A 16174-nucleotide genomic window follows, 5' to 3' on the forward strand; every position below is an offset into this window, starting at 1 on the left:
ACCCGAAACATGCAGATTGATGTCAAGGTGCTGGATCCTCGCATGGCGGGCCAGCTTCCCTCCTACGCGACGGCCGGCAGCGCGGGCCTGGATCTGCGTGCCTGCCTGGACGCGCCGCTGACCCTGGCGCCCAACGCCTGGCAACTGGTGCCGACCGGGCTGGCGATCCACCTCGCCGACCCGGGCTACGCCGCCATGATCCTGCCCCGGTCGGGGCTGGGCCACAAGCACGGCATCGTGCTGGGCAACCTGGTCGGTCTGATCGACAGCGACTACCAGGGCCAGCTGATGGTGAGCGCCTGGAATCGCAGCGATGTGGCCTTCACCATCGAACCCATGGAGCGCATTGCGCAGATGGTCATCGTGCCCGTGGTGCAGGCCCGCTTCAATGTGGTGAGTGATTTCGCCCAGGCCAGCGAACGCGGCGCGGGCGGTTACGGATCGACCGGGCGCGGCTGACCGGCGCTGCCCGCGCGCTGCGTCAGTGCAGGGTGGGAGCCTGAGGCGGTTCGTCGCCGGGACCTGAGGGGTCCACCTGCATCCGGAAAAAGCCGGTGCCCAGCGTGCCCCGGCCGATTTCGCTGACCTCGGCCTCGCGCACCTCGTGCACTTTCAGCCGGATGCGCAGTGCGATGCCCGCCAGCGGGTGGTTGCCGTCCATGACCACGTGGTCCGGGTAGATGTCGCTGACGAAGAACAGACGGTCTTTGGGGGCAGCGGCGCTGCAACCCTCCGGCAGTCCCTCGAAGCCCATGCCTTCTTCCAGGTGCTCGGGAAACAGGTGGCGCGGCTCCAGGAACAGCAGCCGGTCGTCGTAGTCACCGAAGGCGTCGTGCGGCTCCAGCTGCAGTTCCAGCGAATCGCCGGCCTCGTGGCCCTGGAGCGCCTTCTCCAGGCTGGCCAGCAGATCATTGCCACCCACCAGGAACTCGACGGGCTCGTCCAGTGCATCGAGTTCTTCGCCCAGCGTGTCCTTGAGTGTCCAGGTCAGCGCGACCACACATTGTTCGGTGATTTTCATCCGACAATTGTCCCATGACACCACACACCGATTCCATCGCAGGCGCTCCTTCTGTGGACCTGCCGGCGCAGATGCTGGGCGGCATGTCGCCGGCCCGGTTCATGCAGCGCTACTGGCAGAAAAAGCCCCTGCTGATCCGCAATGCCTTCCCCGGTTTCCAGCCCCTGCTCACACGTCCCGAGCTGTTTGCGCTGGCCGCGCAGGAATCGGTCGAGTCCCGCCTGATCGTGCACAAGCCGGCCGGGTGGCAGCTCCGGCACGGTCCCTTTGCCCGCACGGCCTTTCCGCCTCTGAAACAGAAGCGCTGGACCCTGCTGGTGCAGGGGGTGGACCTTCACCTGGACGCGGCGCACGATCTGCTGGGCCGGTTCCGTTTTGTGCCCGACGCGCGCCTGGACGACCTGATGATTTCCTGGGCCAGCGATGGCGGTGGTGTAGGGCCCCATTTCGACAGTTACGACGTATTCCTGCTGCAGGCCAGCGGCCAGCGTCTGTGGCGCATCGGGCGGCAAAAGGACCTCTCGCTGGAGCCTGATGTTCCGCTCAAGATACTGAGCAACTTCGAGCCCGAGCAGGAGCACCTGCTCAACCCCGGCGACATGCTGTACCTGCCGCCGCGCTGGGCACACGACGGCATTGCCGTCGGCGACGACTGCATGACCTACTCGGCGGGATTCCGCGTGCCCCAGCGCGGAGGGCTCGCCGGCGAACTGCTCCAACGCATGGCCGACGAGTTCGAGGACAGCACGCTGTACCGCGACCCCGGGCAGGAGGCCACCGACCACCCGGCCGCGATGCCGGCCTCACTGGAGGCATTCGCGGCCGATGCCCTGCAGCGCATGCTCGCCGAGCGCACTTCGCTGGCCTGCGCCCTCGGCGAAGTGATGACCGAGCCCAAGCCCCGTGTGTGGTTCGAAGAGCCTGTGGGCCCATGGCAGCCTGGGACGGCGTTGCGCCTGGACCGGCGCACCCGAATGATGTACGACGCAAGGCACCTGTTCATCAACGGAGAGAGTTTTCGGGCCGGCGGAGCCGACGCTCGCCTCATGCGCGTCCTGGCAGATCAACGTCGCCTGGGTGCGGCGCAGGTGCGCCGTGCCAGCGCCGACGCTCAGGCCCTGTTGAAGGACTGGTTCGAGGCCGGCTGGCTCCATGCGGAGTCCACGGCGGGTGGTGAAAAGGACTGAGAGATGACGCAACAGCCGATACCGGACGATCTCCCGGCATTGCCGGAAGGGCGTATTCAGGGGCGCCGCGAGTTTGCGGATCTGGTGCGGCTGGCATTGCAAACCGCCGCCCGCGATGGCTGGACCCAGATTGTGCTCAGTGATCCTGATTTCGCCGACTGGCCTCTGGGCGAGAGGTCCGTCATTGACGCCCTCAATGACTGGGCCTGTCGCGGCAGAAAGATCCAGTTCATGGCCATGGACTTTGACCGGCTGCGCGAGTTGCATCCCAGGCTCGTGCAGTGGCGCACGACCTGGTCGCACATCGTCGAAGCCCACGCATGCCGCGCGGTGGCGGGGGGTGAACTGCCCAGTGCCATCTGGTCACCCGACTGGACCATGGAGCGGCTGGACATCGGCCGTTGTCTGATGGTCGCCAGTCGCCGACCCGAGCGCCGAACGCTGCTCCAGGAACGGTTGCAGGCCTGCTGGCAGCAGGGCTGCCCTTCGTTTCCTGCGACGGTCCTCGGTTTGTGACAAGAATCCCAACGGCGTGTGTTTTTGCAACGCCAACTGTCAACAAAAGAAAAAGTTGACAAGGGTAAATACGGATTTGCAGTTCCGGCGTATGATTTCGTTCCAGATCGCAATCGTTAATAGCGGTAAGCGACTGGGTCAACCAAGCCCGGATCATCGATTCGGGTTTTTTTGTGGTTGATTCATTTTTTTGTTTTCATCCACATCCTGAGGAATCACCATGAAAAAGACCGTTCTGCTGGCCAGCCTGCTCGCCGCCATCGCCCTGACCGCTTGTGGCAAGAAGGAGGAAGCTGCTGCTCCCGCTGCAGCCCCCGCCGTTGAAGCTGCCAAGGACGCCGCTGGCGCCGCTGTCGATGCCGCCAAGGATGCTGGCGCTGCCGCTGCCAACGCAGGTGCCGCCGCTGGCGCCGCTGCCGGTGCGGCTGCTGCCGACGCCGCTGGCGCTGCTGCCGATGCCGCCAAGGACGCCGCTGGTGCCGCCGCCGACGCCGCCAAGGCTGGCGCCGACGCTGCCAAGGAAGCTGCAGACAAGGCCGCCGAAGCTGCCAAGGCTGCCGCCAAGCCCGCTCAGTAATTGCCCAGCCGGTTCGGGCCCAGGTCCGAATCGTCCGGCCAAAAGAAATGCCGCCCTCGGGCGGCATTTCTTTTGGCTGCGTGGCCCTTACTTCAGATCAGCGGCCAGCAACTCGACGATGCGCTGGCCGTCGGCCGTGGTGTCGGGTTGTCCCTGGGCGTTCAGCACGGACACCGTGGTGCTCGTGCCGCTGCTGCGCACGGCAATCCGGTATTGCACCGGCTTGGCCTGGGCGGGCGAACTGCTGAAAAGACGGCTGAAGAAGCCGGGCTTGGCCGACTCGGCGGTGGCGTCTGCGGGCACGTAGCGAACGAAATACACGCCTTGGCTGCGATCACGGTCTTCGACGGTGAAACCGGTGCGGTCCAGCGACAGGCCGACCCTGCGCCAGGCACGATCAAAGTCGTCCTCCAGCTGCACGGTGGGCTGGTTGTTGACGGTGACCACACGGGTCGCAGAAGGAGCCGGCGCCGATGCGGTGACCGCTTTGGCCTGGGCCTCGGTCACGCCGAGCTTGACCATCAGCCGGCGCATGAACTCCGTTTCAAGCTCGGGGTCGGCCGCGCGCGGCTGCCAGACGGTCTGGTCCTTGCGGGCATCGGTGTAGACCTCGATCATGCCGCGGTGGCTGATGTAGATCTCGGTAGCGCCCGACGGGTTGCGCTCCAGCCGGGTGCGGAACTTGTCCTTCTCCCCCGTTGAATAGAGGCTGTCGAACACTTTGCCCAGTGTGGATCGGATGACGTCCTGCGGCAGCTTGGCGCGGTTCTCGGCCCAGTCGGTCTCCATCACCCCCAGGGTTTCCTGGTCCAGGGTGAGCACAAAGCCGTTCTCCTGCCAGAAGTCCTTGACGGGGCCCCACACCTTGTCGGCAGGGCGGTCCACCACCAGCCAGCGCTGGCTGCCCGCGCGCTCGATGCGGACATCGCCGATCTTGCTGGCGGCGGTGTCGGAGGAGCCCGCAACTGGCTGGGCCGTCTGGTAGCCGCTGGCCGTCACGGTGGCGCCAGGCACCTGGTAGCGCGACTCGCGGCTGAGCTGGGTCAGGTCCGGCGGCACTTCGAGGGAGTTGACCTGGCGGGCGCTGCGGTAGTCGATCTTGTCTTCCTCGAGCACGGAGCAGCCCGTGGCGAGAAAGGCTGCCATGGCCACGGCGCCCCAGCGGAGCGACACGGTGGGGCGGATGCGCGAAGACAGAGAGCGTGAGGTGATGGACATGGGCAGCTTGGATGACGTCTTGGTGGGACCTGGCAGCGGCGTGATCAGATCAGGCCGCTCTCTTTGAGTGCCGCCTCGACCGCCGGTTCCAGCGGGGAGCTCATGGGCGTGAGGGGCAGGCGCATGGTGCCACCACACAGGCCCATGCGTTCCATCGCCCACTTCAAGGGGATCGGATTGGCTTCGACAAAGAGGTTCTTGTGCACGGGCATCAGGCGGCGCTGGATCTCCATCGCCTTGCGGGCGTCACCGGCGATGGCGGCCATACACAGTTCGTGCATCAGTCGGGGCGCGATGTTGGCGGTCACGCTGACATTGCCCTGGCCACCACACAGCATCAGGGCGACCGCCGTCGGGTCGTCGCCCGAGTAGATTGCAAAGCCTTCCGGCGCCTCGCGGATCAGCCACTGGGCGCGCTCGATGTTGCCGGTGGCTTCCTTGATCCCGACGATGCCGGGCACCGCCGCCAGGCGCAGCGCGGTGTCCACGCTCATATCGGCGACGGAACGGCCGGGCACGTTGTACAGCACGATGGGCAGGTCGCCGGTGGCTTCGGCAATCGCCTTGAAGTGCTGGTACTGGCCTTCTTGCGTCGGTTTGTTGTAGTAGGGCACGACCTGCAGCTGGCAGTCGGCACCGACGCCACGGGCAAATTTCGCCAGCTCGATGGCTTCGGCGGTGGAGTTGGCGCCGCAGCCGGCCATGATCGGCACGCGCTTGGCGGCCTGTTCGACGGAGACGCGGATGATCTCGCAGTGCTCTTCGACGCTCACCGTGGGCGACTCGCCCGTGGTGCCGACGACGCCGATGCAGTCGGTGCCTTCGGCGATGTGCCAGTCGATCAGCTTGCGCAGGGTGGGGTAGTCGACGCTGCCGTCGGGGTGGAACGGGGTGACGAGGGCAACGATGCTGCCGGTGATGGTCTTCATGTTCTCGGGCTCAAGTCAGAGGCGCCGGCCTGTGCGCCGGACACGTTGAGGAAATCGATCCGGCGGCTCGCGCGCGAATCGTGCATTCTACCCAGCGCAGTCGCTCAGTCAGGGAGCAGGTGGCGCGCCGGCACGGAGGCGTCTGACGGACGTTTTCGCAGGGCGGTGATGCGCTGCACGAAGCGCTCCGGGTGGTCGCAGAAGCCGTTTTCATAGGCGACCACGTGCAGGCCGGCGCAGGCCTGCAGCAGCTCGCCGGGCTGCAGCAGGAAGTCGGGCCGGGACGGTCTGCCGACCGATTCGTTGCCGGTTGCAAAGGTCTCGTAGATCAGCACGCCACCCTCGGCCACGCTGTCCACGATCACGGGCAGCAGCGCGCGCCAGAGGTAGTTGGTCACCACCACGGCGTCGAAGCGTTGTCCTTCGAAGGGCCAGGGGCCGTTCTCGATGTCGGCCTGCACCACCCGCCCGGCGCTGGCCGCTGCTGCCACAGCGGTGGGGTCCCGGTCCACGCCGGTCACCGAATGACCGCGGCCGGCGAACCAGCGCAGGTGCCGTCCCTGTCCGCAGGCCACGTCCAGTACGGTGCCGCCGACCGGTACCAGGTGCGACCAGCGTTGCACCCAGGGGGAGGGTGACTCCGTGCCGTGCATCAGAAACAGCTCCAGAGCTGGTCGGCCAGATTCACCAGGAAGTCCGGGCGCTGGTAGAGCATCAGCGTGCCCAGCAGGGCCAGGGCTACGGCGGCCCAGACCAGCGCCCTGACGGCCAGCGGCCTCACGCGGCGGCCCCCACACGCTGCGGGCCGCGTTCGATGGCCGACTCGCGGACCGGCAAGTTCACCAGGGCCGCGAACACGCCCAGGGCGATCGAGATGTACCAGACAACGTCGTAGCTGCCGGTCCGGTCGTAGAGCACGCCGCCCAGCCAGACGCCCATGAAACTGCCGATCTGGTGGCTGAAGAACACGAAGCCGCCCAGCATGGACATGTGGGCCACGCCGAAAATCTGGGCCAGCATCGCGTTGGTCGGTGGCACCGTCGAGAGCCAGAGCACGCCCATCACGGCGGAGAAGACATAGACGCTTGTGGGCGTGAGCGGTGCCCAGAGGAAGACCACGATGGCGACCGAGCGCGCCAGGTAGATGAAGGCCAGGATGTGGCGCTTGGCCAGGCGCTGTCCCAGCGCGCCGGCGGCGTAGGTGCCGATCACGTTGAACAGGCCGATGATGGCCAGCGCGTAGCTGGCCACCTGCGGCGAGAGGCCGTGGTCCTTGAGGTAGCTGGGCATGTGCACGCCGATGAACACCACCTGGAAGCCGCACACGAAGTAGCCCGCCATCAGCAGCTGGAAGCTGCGGTAGCCGAAGGCCTCGCGCAGGGCCTGCCCGATGGTCTGTTCGCGCTTTGGTGCCGCCCCGCCCCTGAAACCAGGCTCGCGCAGGAACAGTGCCAGCGGCATGATCAGCAGCACCGCTGCCCCGAGGATGAGCAGCGCCTGCTGCCAGCCAAAGCCCGAGATCAGCCAGCCTTCCACAGGCACCATCAGGAACTGGCCGAAGGAGCCGGCCGCCGCCGCCACGCCCATGGCCCAGGAGCGACGCTCCGCAGGGATCTGGCGACCGATCACGCCATAGACCACGGCATAGGTGGTGCCGGCCTGGGCCGCGCCGATCAGCAGGCCGGCGGTCAGCATGAACACGAACGGCGTGGGCGAGAGCGCCATGCCTGCGAGGCCTGCCGCGTACAGCACCGCTCCGCCGACCAGAACCCGGAAGGCGCCGAAGCGGTCGGCCGCCATGCCGGCGAAGATGCCGAACAGGCCCCAGGCCAGGTTCTGGATGGCCAGCGCGAAGGAAAAATTTTCCCGGGTCCAGCCCATGTCCTGGGTGATCGGCTGCAGCCAGAGACCGAAACCATGGCGCACCCCCATGGAAAGGGTGACGATGGCGGCGCCGCAGAGCAGCACCTGTGCGGCCGACAGGCGCGCTGGTGATACGGAGATGGGAGAAGCTGAAGACATCCCGGCACTGTAGCGAATCCGGCTTTCCCGAAGGCGTAGCAGGGTGGACGCGCGGTGGTGAAATTTCTCGCGCAGATTGATGAGCGCCTGGCATTGCTGGACAGGCGGCGGTCGGTATCTGTGTTTGCATACAGGCTTTTGAAGGGCCTCACCTTACAATTTCCCGATGGCAACCCAATCGAACGAGTATTCCGAAGGCTCCATCCGCGTCCTCAAGGGACTGGAGCCGGTCAAGCAGCGGCCGGGCATGTACACCCGCACCGACAACCCGCTGCACATCATTCAAGAGGTGCTGGACAACGCGGCCGACGAGGCGCTCGCTGGGTTCGGCAAGAAGATCAAGGTCACGCTGCACACCGACGGGTCGGTGAGCGTGGAAGACGACGGCCGCGGCATTCCCTTCGGCCTGCACCCCGAAGAAAAGGCACCCGTGGTCGAGCTGGTGTTCACCCGCCTGCACGCCGGCGGCAAGTTCGACAAGGGCAAGGGTGGTGCTTACAGCTTCTCCGGCGGTCTGCACGGGGTGGGCGTGAGCGTGACCAACGCGCTCTCGACCCGTCTGGAAGTCACCTGCTTCCGCGACGGACAGGTGGCGAAACTGGCCTTCGGTGCCGGCGACGTGATCGAGCCGCTGGTGGTGACGCCCAAGGGCGAGGGCGACCGCAAGCAGGGCACCACGGTGCGCGCCTGGCCCGACGCCAGGTACTTCGACTCGCCCGCGCTGCCGCTGGGCGAACTGACCCACCTGCTGCGCAGCAAAGCGGTGCTGATGCCCGGCGTGCAGGTCACGCTGGTGAACGAAAAAACCAGGGACACCCAGACCTGGCAGTACAAGGGCGGTTTGCGCGACTACCTGCAGCAGACCCTGACCACCGACCCGGTGATCCCGCTGTTCGAGGGCGAGGGCTACGCCGACGCCAGGGACGACAGCTTCGCCGATGGCGAAGGTGCGGCCTGGGCCGTGGCCTTCACCGAAGACGGCGCGCCATTGCGTGAGAGCTACGTCAACCTGATTCCCACCAGCGCCGGCGGCACGCACGACAGCGGCCTGCGAGACGGTCTGTTTCAGGCGGTCAAGAGCTTCATCGAGCTGCATGCGCTGCTGCCCAAGGGCGTCAAGCTGCTGCCCGAAGATGTGTTCGCGCGCGCCAGTTATGTGCTGAGTGCCAAGGTGCTGGACCCGCAGTTCCAGGGCCAGGTGAAGGAGCGTCTGAACTCGCGCGACGCCGTTCGCCTGGTCGGCGGTTTCGTGCGCCCGGCGCTGGAGCTCTGGCTCAACCAGCACGTGGACTATGGCAAGAAGCTGGCCGAGCTGGCGATCAAGGCCGCGCAGAGCCGCCAGAAGGCTGGCCAGAAGGTCGAGAAGCGCAAGGGCTCAGGCGTGGCTGTGCTGCCCGGCAAGCTGACCGATTGCGAGAGCCGCGACACCGCGCACAACGAACTCTTCCTGGTGGAGGGCGACTCGGCCGGCGGCAGCGCCAAGATGGGTCGAGACAAGGAGTGCCAGGCCGTGCTCCCGCTGCGCGGCAAGGTGCTCAACACCTGGGAGGTCGAGCGCGACCGCCTGTTCGCCAACACCGAGATCCACGACATCTCGGTTGCCATCGGTGTCGATCCGCACGGGCCGAACGACACGCCCGACCTGAGTGGCCTGCGCTACGGCAAGGTCTGCATCCTGTCGGACGCCGATGTGGACGGTTCGCACATCCAGGTGCTGCTGCTCACCCTGTTCTTCCGCCACTTCCCCAAGCTGATCGAGGCTGGTCATGTATACGTGGCGCGCCCGCCGCTGTTCCGTGTGGACGTGCCGGCGCGTGGCAAGAAGCCCGCGGCCAAGCAGTACGCGCTGGACGAGGGCGAGCTGCACGCCATCCTGGACAAGGCCGAGAAGGACGGCGTGAACCGCGAGAAGTGCCAGATCAGCCGCTTCAAGGGCCTGGGCGAGATGAACGCCGAGCAGCTCTGGGACACCACGCTCAACCCCGACACCCGCCGCCTGCTGCAGGTGACGCTGGGTTCGATGGACTTTGCCGCCACCGAGGCCCTGATCACGCGGCTGATGGGAAAAGGCGAGGCCGCCGCGCGCCGTGAACTGATGGAACTCCACGGTGACTCCGTGGAGGTGGATGTGTGATGCCCCGTCTGGCCCTGATATTCGGTGGTGTCCTGCTGGCGGTGGTGCTGGCGGGGACTGCGCATGCCGAAGTCTGGGCGTACCGCGACAAGAACGGCGTCACCCACTATGCCGACCGCCCGCTCCACGCCCGCTATGAGCTGCTCTACCCCGGTTCCGGCAACGCCAGGACGGGCGGTGGCAGCCGCCCCACCAGGTCCTCGGCGTCGGCCGTGACGCGCATGGAGCTGTCGACGCGATTCAAGGCGGTGCGGCATCTGATCCGCGAGGCGGCGAGCCAGCACGGGCTGGAGTTCGAACTCCTGCAGGCGGTGATCGCCACCGAGTCGGGCTTCGATCCCGGTGCTGTCAGCCCCAAGGGCGCAGTGGGCCTCATGCAGGTGATTCCCGACACCGCGGAGCGTTTCGGTGTCCGCGCCACCGGGCGGCAGAGTGTGAGCGAGCGCCTGACCGACCCGCGCACCAACATCCAGACCGGCGCGCGCTACCTGGCCTGGCTGATCAACTACTTCAACGGCGATGTGCGGCTGGCGGTGGCGGCGTACAACGCGGGCGAGGGTGCCGTGCTCAAGGCCGGTCGCCGCATTCCCAACTACCCTGAGACCATCAACTACGTGCGCAAGGTCACCGACCTGCACCACAGCCTCAAACCTCCGCGCACCGTCAGCGAGGCGCGGGCCGAGGCGATTCCCGCGGCCACACCCATGCCGCTGCGCCCGCCCGGCCGCGGCTGACCACGCCGGTGCAGGTGTGCCGTGATGGCACCCGTTCTTCCAGTTTGTGACCCCATGACCCAAGACCTGATCACTCCCGAACCTGTGGCCGAACCCGGCGACGACAACCTGGCCGCCTACGCGCAACGTGCCTACCTCGAGTACGCCCTCTCGGTCGTCAAGGGCCGTGCCCTGCCCGACGTGTCCGACGGCCAGAAGCCGGTGCAGCGGCGCATCCTCTACGCCATGGACCGCATGGGGCTGGGCTTTTCCGGCAACACGGCGGCCAAGCCGGTCAAGAGCGCCCGCGTGGTGGGCGACGTGCTGGGCAAATACCACCCGCACGGTGACAGCGCGGCGTATGACGCGCTGGTGCGCATGGCGCAGGACTTTTCCCAGCGCTACCCGCTGATCGACGGCCAGGGCAATTTCGGCAGCCGCGACGGCGATGGCGCCGCCGCCATGCGCTACACCGAAGCGCGTCTGGCCAAGATTTCCGGCCTGCTGCTCGACGAAATCGACCAGGGCACGGTGGACTTCATCCCCACCTACGACGGCTCGTTCGAGGAGCCCAAGCAGCTGCCCGCACGCCTGCCGTTCAACCTGCTCAACGGCGCCAGCGGCATTGCTGTGGGCCTGGCGACCGAAATCCCCAGCCACAACCTGCGCGAAGTGGCCGACGCCTGTGTGGCCCTGGTCAAGAACCCCAAGCTGAGCGACGAGGAGCTGCTGACCATCCTGCCCGGCCCGGACTACCCGGGTGGCGGCCAGATCATCAGCCCGGCGGGCGACATTGCCGATGCCTATCGCACCGGCCGCGGCAGCCTGAAGGTGCGCGCGCGCTGGAAGATCGAAGACCTGGCGCGCGGCCAGTGGCAGCTGGTGGTGAACGAACTGCCGCCCGGCGTGAGCAGCCAGAAGGTGCTGGAAGAGATCGAGGAAATCACCAACCCCAAGGTCAAGGCCGGCAAGAAGGCGCTGACGCAGGAACAGACCCAGCTCAAGGCCAGCATGCTGATGGTGCTGGACGCGGTGCGCGACGAGTCGAGCAAGGACGCGCCGGTGCGCCTGGTGTTCGAGCCCAAGAGCAGCCGCATCGAACAGCAGGAACTCATCACCGCGCTGCTGGCCCACACCAGCCTGGAGACCTCGGCGCCGATCAACCTGACCATGATCGGGCTCGACGGCCGGCCGACGCAGAAAAGCCTGCGCCTGATGCTGGAAGAGTGGATCGCCTTCCGCCAGACCACGATCACGCGCCGCAGCCAGCACCGCCTGAACAAGGTGCTGGACCGCATCCACATCCTCGAAGGCCGGCAGCTGGTGCTGCTGAACATCGACGAGGTGATCCGCATCATCCGCCACAGCGATGAGCCCAAGGCCGCGCTGATCGAGGCCTTCAGGCTCAGCGAGCGCCAGGCCGAGGACATCCTCGAAATCCGCCTGCGCCAGCTGGCCAAACTCGAAGCGATCAAGATCGAGCAGGAACTCAAGGAGCTGCGCGAAGAGCAGGGCAAGCTCGAAGACATCCTGGCCAACCCGGCGAGCCTCAAGCGCCTGATGGTCAAGGAGATCGAAGCCGACGCCAAGACCTTCGCCGACCCGCGCCGCACGCTGATCCAGGCCGAGAAGAAGGCCGTCGCCGAAATCAAGGTGGTGGACGAGCCGGTCACGGTGGTCATCTCCAGCAAGGGATGGGTGCGTGCGCGCACCGGTCACGGCCACGAGGCCGCCAGCTTCGCCTTCAAGGCCGGCGACGGCCTGTACGGCACCTTTGAATGCCGCACGGTGGACACGCTCATCGTGTTCGGCAACAACGGCCGCGTCTACAGCGTGCCGGTGGCCAGCCTGCCGGGCGCGCGCGGCGACGGCCAGCCGATCACCACGCTGATCGAGTTGGAGTCCGGCACGCAGCCGCTGCACTACTTCGCCGGTCCGGCCAATGCCACGCTGCTGCTGTCCGGCACGGGCGGCTACGGCTTCCTGGCCACGGTCGAGAACCTCGTCTCGCGCCAGAAGGCGGGCAAGGCCTTCATCAGCGTGGGCGAGGGCGAAGCCATCTGCGCGCCCTCGCACGTGGCCAACACGTCCGGCGGCCAGCCACTGGCCGCTGCCACGCACGTGGCCTGCGCGTCGACCGGCGGGCGCATCCTCACCTTCGAGATCGGCGAACTCAAGTCGATGGAGAAGGGCGGTCGCGGCTTGATGCTGATCGACCTGGAAGACAAGGACACGTTGGCGGGCGCCTGCGCCTACACGCGCAGCGTGAAGATCGAAGGCATTGGTCGCGGTGGCAAGGAGCGCGACGAGACGCTGGAGATCCGCAGCCTCAACAACGCCCGGGCCGCGCGCGGCCGCAAGGGCAAGGCGGCCGACCTGGGCTTCAAGCCCAACCGCATCACCCGGGTGGAATGATGAGCACCGACGGTATCGGCCTGTTTCTGATGCTGGCGAGCTTCGCGCTCACCTTCTTTTTTGCACGAATGCTGGGCAAGCGCCTGAAAGCCAGGCGCGAGGCCGAGCGTGCGAAGCAGGCCGAGCGCGACCTGGCCCGGCAGAGCCGCCAGGTGCGGCGTGCGGCGCAGCGCAAGAAACAATCCTGAGGGGCAATCACCCTGGACTTCGCGGGGCGGCGCGCCGTCGCCAGAATGGCGTTTCTTGGAAAGGATGGCCATGAAGTCGATGGGCAAACGGGCCGAAGGCCTGCGGTTGGAGCGCATGCAGGCCTCGTCCCAGTGGCGCGGTCAGGGTTTCCACAACGTCTACCCGGTGGCGCCGGGGCTGCGCGACCCGAACGCCTCGTTTCCCGGTCTCAAGGACTTTCTTTTTGGCGGCGAGCGCCGCGTGCCGACTGCGCCGTTGCCGACGACCGATCCGCGCGAGGGCTGGCGCCGGGTACCGCAGAGCGGCCTGCGCGCCACGTGGCTGGGGCATTCGACGGTGCTGATTGAGATCGGCGGCAAGCGCCTGCTGACCGACCCGGTCTGGGGTCCGCGGGCTTCGCCGTCCACCCTGGTCGGCCCCAAGCGCTTCCAGCCGGTGCCGCTGAAGGTCAAGGAGTTGCCCGAGGTGGATGCGGCCCTGGTCTCGCACGACCACTACGACCACCTCGACTACCCCACGGTGCGCGAACTCAACAAGCGCGGCGTATCGTTTGTGGCGTCGCTCGGCGTGGGTGCGCACCTGCAGGCCTGGGGCGTGCCGGCCGAGCGCATCACCGAGCTGGACTGGTGGGAAACGCACCGCCTGCCGGGCAGCGGGGTCACCGTCACCGCAGCGCCCTCGCAGCACTTCTCGGGCCGCGGACTGAAGGACCGCAACGCCACGCTCTGGTCCTCTCTGGTGATCCGGTCGGAGAAGCACAGTGTGTTTTTCAGCGGCGACACCGGTTTGACCGATGCCTACACCGAGATCCGCGAACGCCTGGGGCCGTTCGATCTGGTGATGCTGGAGATCGGCGCCTTCCATCCGGCCTGGGGCGACATCCACCTGGGGCCCGAGAACGCCATGAAGGCGCACCAACTGCTGGGTGGTGGCGTGCTGCTGCCGGTGCACTGGGGCACCTTCAGCCTGGCCATGCACGCCTGGGACCAGCCGGCCGAGGTGCAGCACGCGCTGGCCGACAAGAGCGGTGTGCCACTGCTGATGCCCGAGCTGGGCAAGCCGGTGGAGCCCGCCCATGTGGATCGCACCGATCCGTGGTGGCGGCGCGTCGAGACCCAGGTCGGTCCTGCGTCCGTGGTCGAGCCCGACCAGCCGCCCAAGAACCTGCCCAAAGCCTTGCAGTGGCCACTGGACTGAACCACCCATGACAACGCCTGACGCCGTCTTCGGCCCCCACCTCAAAGGCTTCCCCGCGGGCGGTGCACCGCTCACGCGGGCGCAGATCCCGGCCCAGGGCTGGAACCTGTTGCGAGGCGATCTGGCGCTGCCGCTGGCGGTGCTCAAACAGTCTGCGCTGCAGCACAACCTGCACTGGATGCATGACTTCTGCGCGCAGCGCGGCCTGCACCTGGCACCGCACGGCAAGACCAGCATGTCGCCCGAGCTGTGGCAACTGCAGCTGGACGCCGGGGCCTGGGGCATCAGCTTCGCCACCGTGTTCCAGGCGGCCGTCGGCGCGCGCCACGGCGTGCCGGTGCTGCTGATCGCCAACCAGATCATCCAGCGCGCCGAGCTGGACGCGCTCGCGCTGCTGCACGCCGAGCGCCCGGGCCTGCGTTCGATGTTCCTGGTCGACTCGGTCGGGCAGGTGGACGCCATCGAGGTCTGGGCCAAGGACCGTTCGTTCAACGGCCGCTTCGAGGTGCTGCTGGAGCTGGGCATCGTCGGTCAACGCACCGGCACCCGTACGGCCGAGGAGGCGCAGCAGACCGCCATACGCATTGCCGCCAGCCCGGTGCTGCAGCTCGTGGGCATCGAGTGCTACGAGGGCACGACCGCCTATTGCGACCACGTGAAAGACCGGGCGACGGTGCAGGGCCTGATGGACCGCGTGGACGCCATCGCGCGCGAAGCCATCGCTCAGGGCTGGTTCGCGCACGAGGAAATCATCCTCACGGCCGGCGGCTCGGCCATCTTCGACCTGGTCGCCGAGCGGCTGCTGCCCGATCTGGGCCGTCCGGTGCGCGGCGTGTTGCGCTCGGGGTGTTACCTGACGCACGACCACCAGCGCTACACGCGCTACCTGTGCTGCGTGGGCGAGCGCCTGAACCTGCGCGAGACCTTGAAGCCCGCGCTGGAAGTGCTGGCCTGTGTGCAGAGCCAGCCCGAGCCGGGCCTGGCGCTGCTGTCGATGGGCAAGCGCGACGTGGCCTACGACCTCGACCTGCCAGTGCCGGTTTGGCGCTCGCATCCTCAGGCCCTGGGGCAGGGCGGTGCGCTGCAAGCGGTGCCAGCCCACTGGCGCATCGACGCGCTCAACGACCAGCACGCCTACCTGCGCTTTGACGCCTCCGCTCCCCCGGACGAGTGGCCCAGCCTGGGCGAGACAGTCGGCAGCGGCATCTCCCACCCCTGCACCACCTTTGACAAGTGGCGCTGGCTGCCGGTGGTGGACGAGACCTACGGTGTCGTGGACGCCGTCACCACCTGGTTCTGACGGCCCGCAGCCATCGGCTGGCCGCCGGTTTTGGCATGTCTCCCTATTTTTGCTGCAATGCAGCAAAAATGCTTGCCAGTCCAAGGTTTTCACATAGAATTGCGTCATGCTGCACTGCAACATTTGTCAACCCGATGAATGTTTTCCCGGCGGCTGTTTCAACCCTTCATCTCAAGGAACCGACATGAACAACGCTGCAGAACAGATCATCTCCGCCAACAAAGCCAACCTGGAAGCCCTTGAAGGCGCCACCACCAAGGCCTTCGCCGGCGTGGAGAAGCTGGTTGAACTCAACCTGGCCGCTTCCAAGGCCGCGCTGGGCGAGTCCTTCGGCTACGCCCAGGCCGTTCTGGCCGTCAAGAGCCCCCAGGAATTCGTGACCGTGCAGACCGGCTTCTTCCAGCCTTTGGCCGAGAAGTCCGCCGCCTACTTCCAGCACGTGCAGAGCATCGCCACCGAAGGCAGTGCCGAGTTCGTCAAGCAGTTCGAAGCCAACCTGGCCGAAGCCCAGAAGGCCGTTGGCGCCTCGGTGGACCAGCTGGTGAAGAACGCACCGGCCGGTTCCGAAGCCGCTGTGGCCGCTTTCCAGAGCGCCCTGAGCAACGGCCAAAAGGCGGTTGAACAGACCCAGGCCGCGATCAAGAAGGCCACGACCCAGGCCCAGGCCAACTTCGCCGCCGCTTCCAAGCAGGCCACCGATCTGGCCAAGAAGGCCGCCAAGGTCTGACCGGACCCTGATCGGAACGGCCTTGGGCC

17 protein-coding genes are annotated in these 16174 nt (G+C 66.9%); 11 read left to right on the plus strand and 6 right to left on the minus strand.

Annotated elements, in window-relative coordinates:
- The first annotated feature begins 9 nt into the window (after positions 1 to 9).
- Positions 10 to 459 (plus strand): dUTP diphosphatase, encoded by a 450-nt coding sequence (gene dut, locus BC358_RS12280; protein ID WP_066159022.1) that lies wholly within the window; start codon positions 10 to 12, stop codon positions 457 to 459.
- Positions 460 to 481: 22 nt separating this feature from the next.
- On the opposite strand, the gene BC358_RS12285 is transcribed toward dut, so the two are convergent.
- Positions 482 to 1021 carry a peptidylprolyl isomerase gene (locus tag BC358_RS12285; protein WP_079366048.1) on the minus strand — a complete coding sequence of 180 codons (540 nt, stop codon included), beginning with the start codon at positions 1019 to 1021 and terminating at the stop codon, positions 482 to 484.
- 14 nt (positions 1022 to 1035) lie between these two features.
- Between BC358_RS12285 and BC358_RS12290 the strand changes: the two genes are divergently transcribed.
- The 3 genes from BC358_RS12290 to BC358_RS12300 all read left to right on the plus strand — a co-directional run bounded on the left by BC358_RS12290 (position 1036) and on the right by BC358_RS12300 (position 3301).
- On the plus strand, positions 1036 to 2208 hold the full coding sequence (locus tag BC358_RS12290; protein ID WP_066159018.1) for a JmjC domain-containing protein: 1173 nt from the start codon (positions 1036 to 1038) through the stop codon (positions 2206 to 2208).
- Positions 2209 to 2211: 3 nt separating this feature from the next.
- A complete protein-coding gene (locus tag BC358_RS12295) occupies positions 2212 to 2724 on the plus strand; it encodes a hypothetical protein (protein ID WP_066159012.1) in 513 nt (170 codons plus the stop codon).
- 220 nt (positions 2725 to 2944) lie between these two features.
- Positions 2945 to 3301 carry a hypothetical protein gene (locus BC358_RS12300; RefSeq protein ID WP_066159009.1) on the plus strand — a complete coding sequence of 119 codons (357 nt, stop codon included), beginning with the start codon at positions 2945 to 2947 and terminating at the stop codon, positions 3299 to 3301.
- An 87-nt stretch (positions 3302 to 3388) separates the two neighbouring features.
- Here the strand turns inward: BC358_RS12300 and bamC are convergent, their stop codons facing one another.
- The 5 genes from bamC to BC358_RS12320 form a co-directional block, all read right to left on the minus strand.
- On the minus strand, positions 3389 to 4519 hold the full coding sequence (gene bamC, locus BC358_RS12305) for an outer membrane protein assembly factor BamC (RefSeq protein WP_066159006.1): 1131 nt from the start codon (positions 4517 to 4519) through the stop codon (positions 3389 to 3391).
- Between the two features lie 44 nt (positions 4520 to 4563).
- Positions 4564 to 5448, minus strand: coding sequence for a 4-hydroxy-tetrahydrodipicolinate synthase (dapA, locus tag BC358_RS12310; protein ID WP_079366049.1), 885 nt, complete (start codon positions 5446 to 5448; stop codon positions 4564 to 4566).
- Between the two features lie 104 nt (positions 5449 to 5552).
- On the minus strand, positions 5553 to 6101 hold the full coding sequence (locus tag BC358_RS12315; protein WP_079366050.1) for a bifunctional 2-polyprenyl-6-hydroxyphenol methylase/3-demethylubiquinol 3-O-methyltransferase UbiG: 549 nt from the start codon (positions 6099 to 6101) through the stop codon (positions 5553 to 5555).
- Positions 6101 to 6229 carry a hypothetical protein gene (locus tag BC358_RS22325; RefSeq protein ID WP_256861488.1) on the minus strand — a complete coding sequence of 43 codons (129 nt, stop codon included), beginning with the start codon at positions 6227 to 6229 and terminating at the stop codon, positions 6101 to 6103. Before BC358_RS22325 ends, BC358_RS12315 begins: the two co-directional genes overlap by 1 nt.
- A complete protein-coding gene (locus BC358_RS12320) occupies positions 6226 to 7470 on the minus strand; it encodes an MFS transporter (RefSeq protein WP_079366051.1) in 1245 nt (414 codons plus the stop codon). The genes BC358_RS22325 and BC358_RS12320 overlap by 4 nt, the downstream gene beginning before the upstream one ends.
- Positions 7471 to 7636: 166 nt before the next feature.
- On the opposite strand from BC358_RS12320, the gene BC358_RS12325 reads away from it, so the two are divergent.
- From BC358_RS12325 to BC358_RS12355, 7 genes are all read left to right on the plus strand, one after another.
- On the plus strand, positions 7637 to 9604 hold the full coding sequence (locus BC358_RS12325; protein ID WP_079366052.1) for a DNA topoisomerase IV subunit B: 1968 nt from the start codon (positions 7637 to 7639) through the stop codon (positions 9602 to 9604).
- Positions 9604 to 10338, plus strand: a complete 735-nt coding sequence (locus tag BC358_RS12330; protein ID WP_079366053.1) for a lytic transglycosylase domain-containing protein — start codon at positions 9604 to 9606, stop codon at positions 10336 to 10338. The genes BC358_RS12325 and BC358_RS12330 overlap by 1 nt, the downstream gene beginning before the upstream one ends.
- Before the next feature lie 54 nt (positions 10339 to 10392).
- Complete coding sequence (parC, locus tag BC358_RS12335; RefSeq protein WP_079366054.1) at positions 10393 to 12732, plus strand: DNA topoisomerase IV subunit A; 2340 nt, start codon at positions 10393 to 10395, stop codon at positions 12730 to 12732.
- On the plus strand, positions 12732 to 12920 hold the full coding sequence (locus BC358_RS12340) for a hypothetical protein (protein WP_079366055.1): 189 nt from the start codon (positions 12732 to 12734) through the stop codon (positions 12918 to 12920). The genes parC and BC358_RS12340 overlap by 1 nt, the downstream gene beginning before the upstream one ends.
- A gap of 70 nt (positions 12921 to 12990) precedes the next feature.
- Positions 12991 to 14118, plus strand: a complete 1128-nt coding sequence (locus BC358_RS12345) for an MBL fold metallo-hydrolase (protein ID WP_079366056.1) — start codon at positions 12991 to 12993, stop codon at positions 14116 to 14118.
- 7 nt (positions 14119 to 14125) lie between these two features.
- Positions 14126 to 15418, plus strand: coding sequence for an alanine racemase (locus tag BC358_RS12350; RefSeq protein WP_079366057.1), 1293 nt, complete (start codon positions 14126 to 14128; stop codon positions 15416 to 15418).
- A gap of 184 nt (positions 15419 to 15602) precedes the next feature.
- Positions 15603 to 16145 (plus strand): phasin family protein, encoded by a 543-nt coding sequence (locus BC358_RS12355; RefSeq protein WP_066158973.1) that lies wholly within the window; start codon positions 15603 to 15605, stop codon positions 16143 to 16145.
- Positions 16146 to 16174: the final 29 nt, after the last annotated feature.

This window comes from Hydrogenophaga sp. H7 (genome assembly GCF_002025745.1).
In the GTDB taxonomy this organism is placed as follows: domain Bacteria; phylum Pseudomonadota; class Gammaproteobacteria; order Burkholderiales; family Burkholderiaceae_C; genus Hydrogenophaga; species Hydrogenophaga pseudoflava.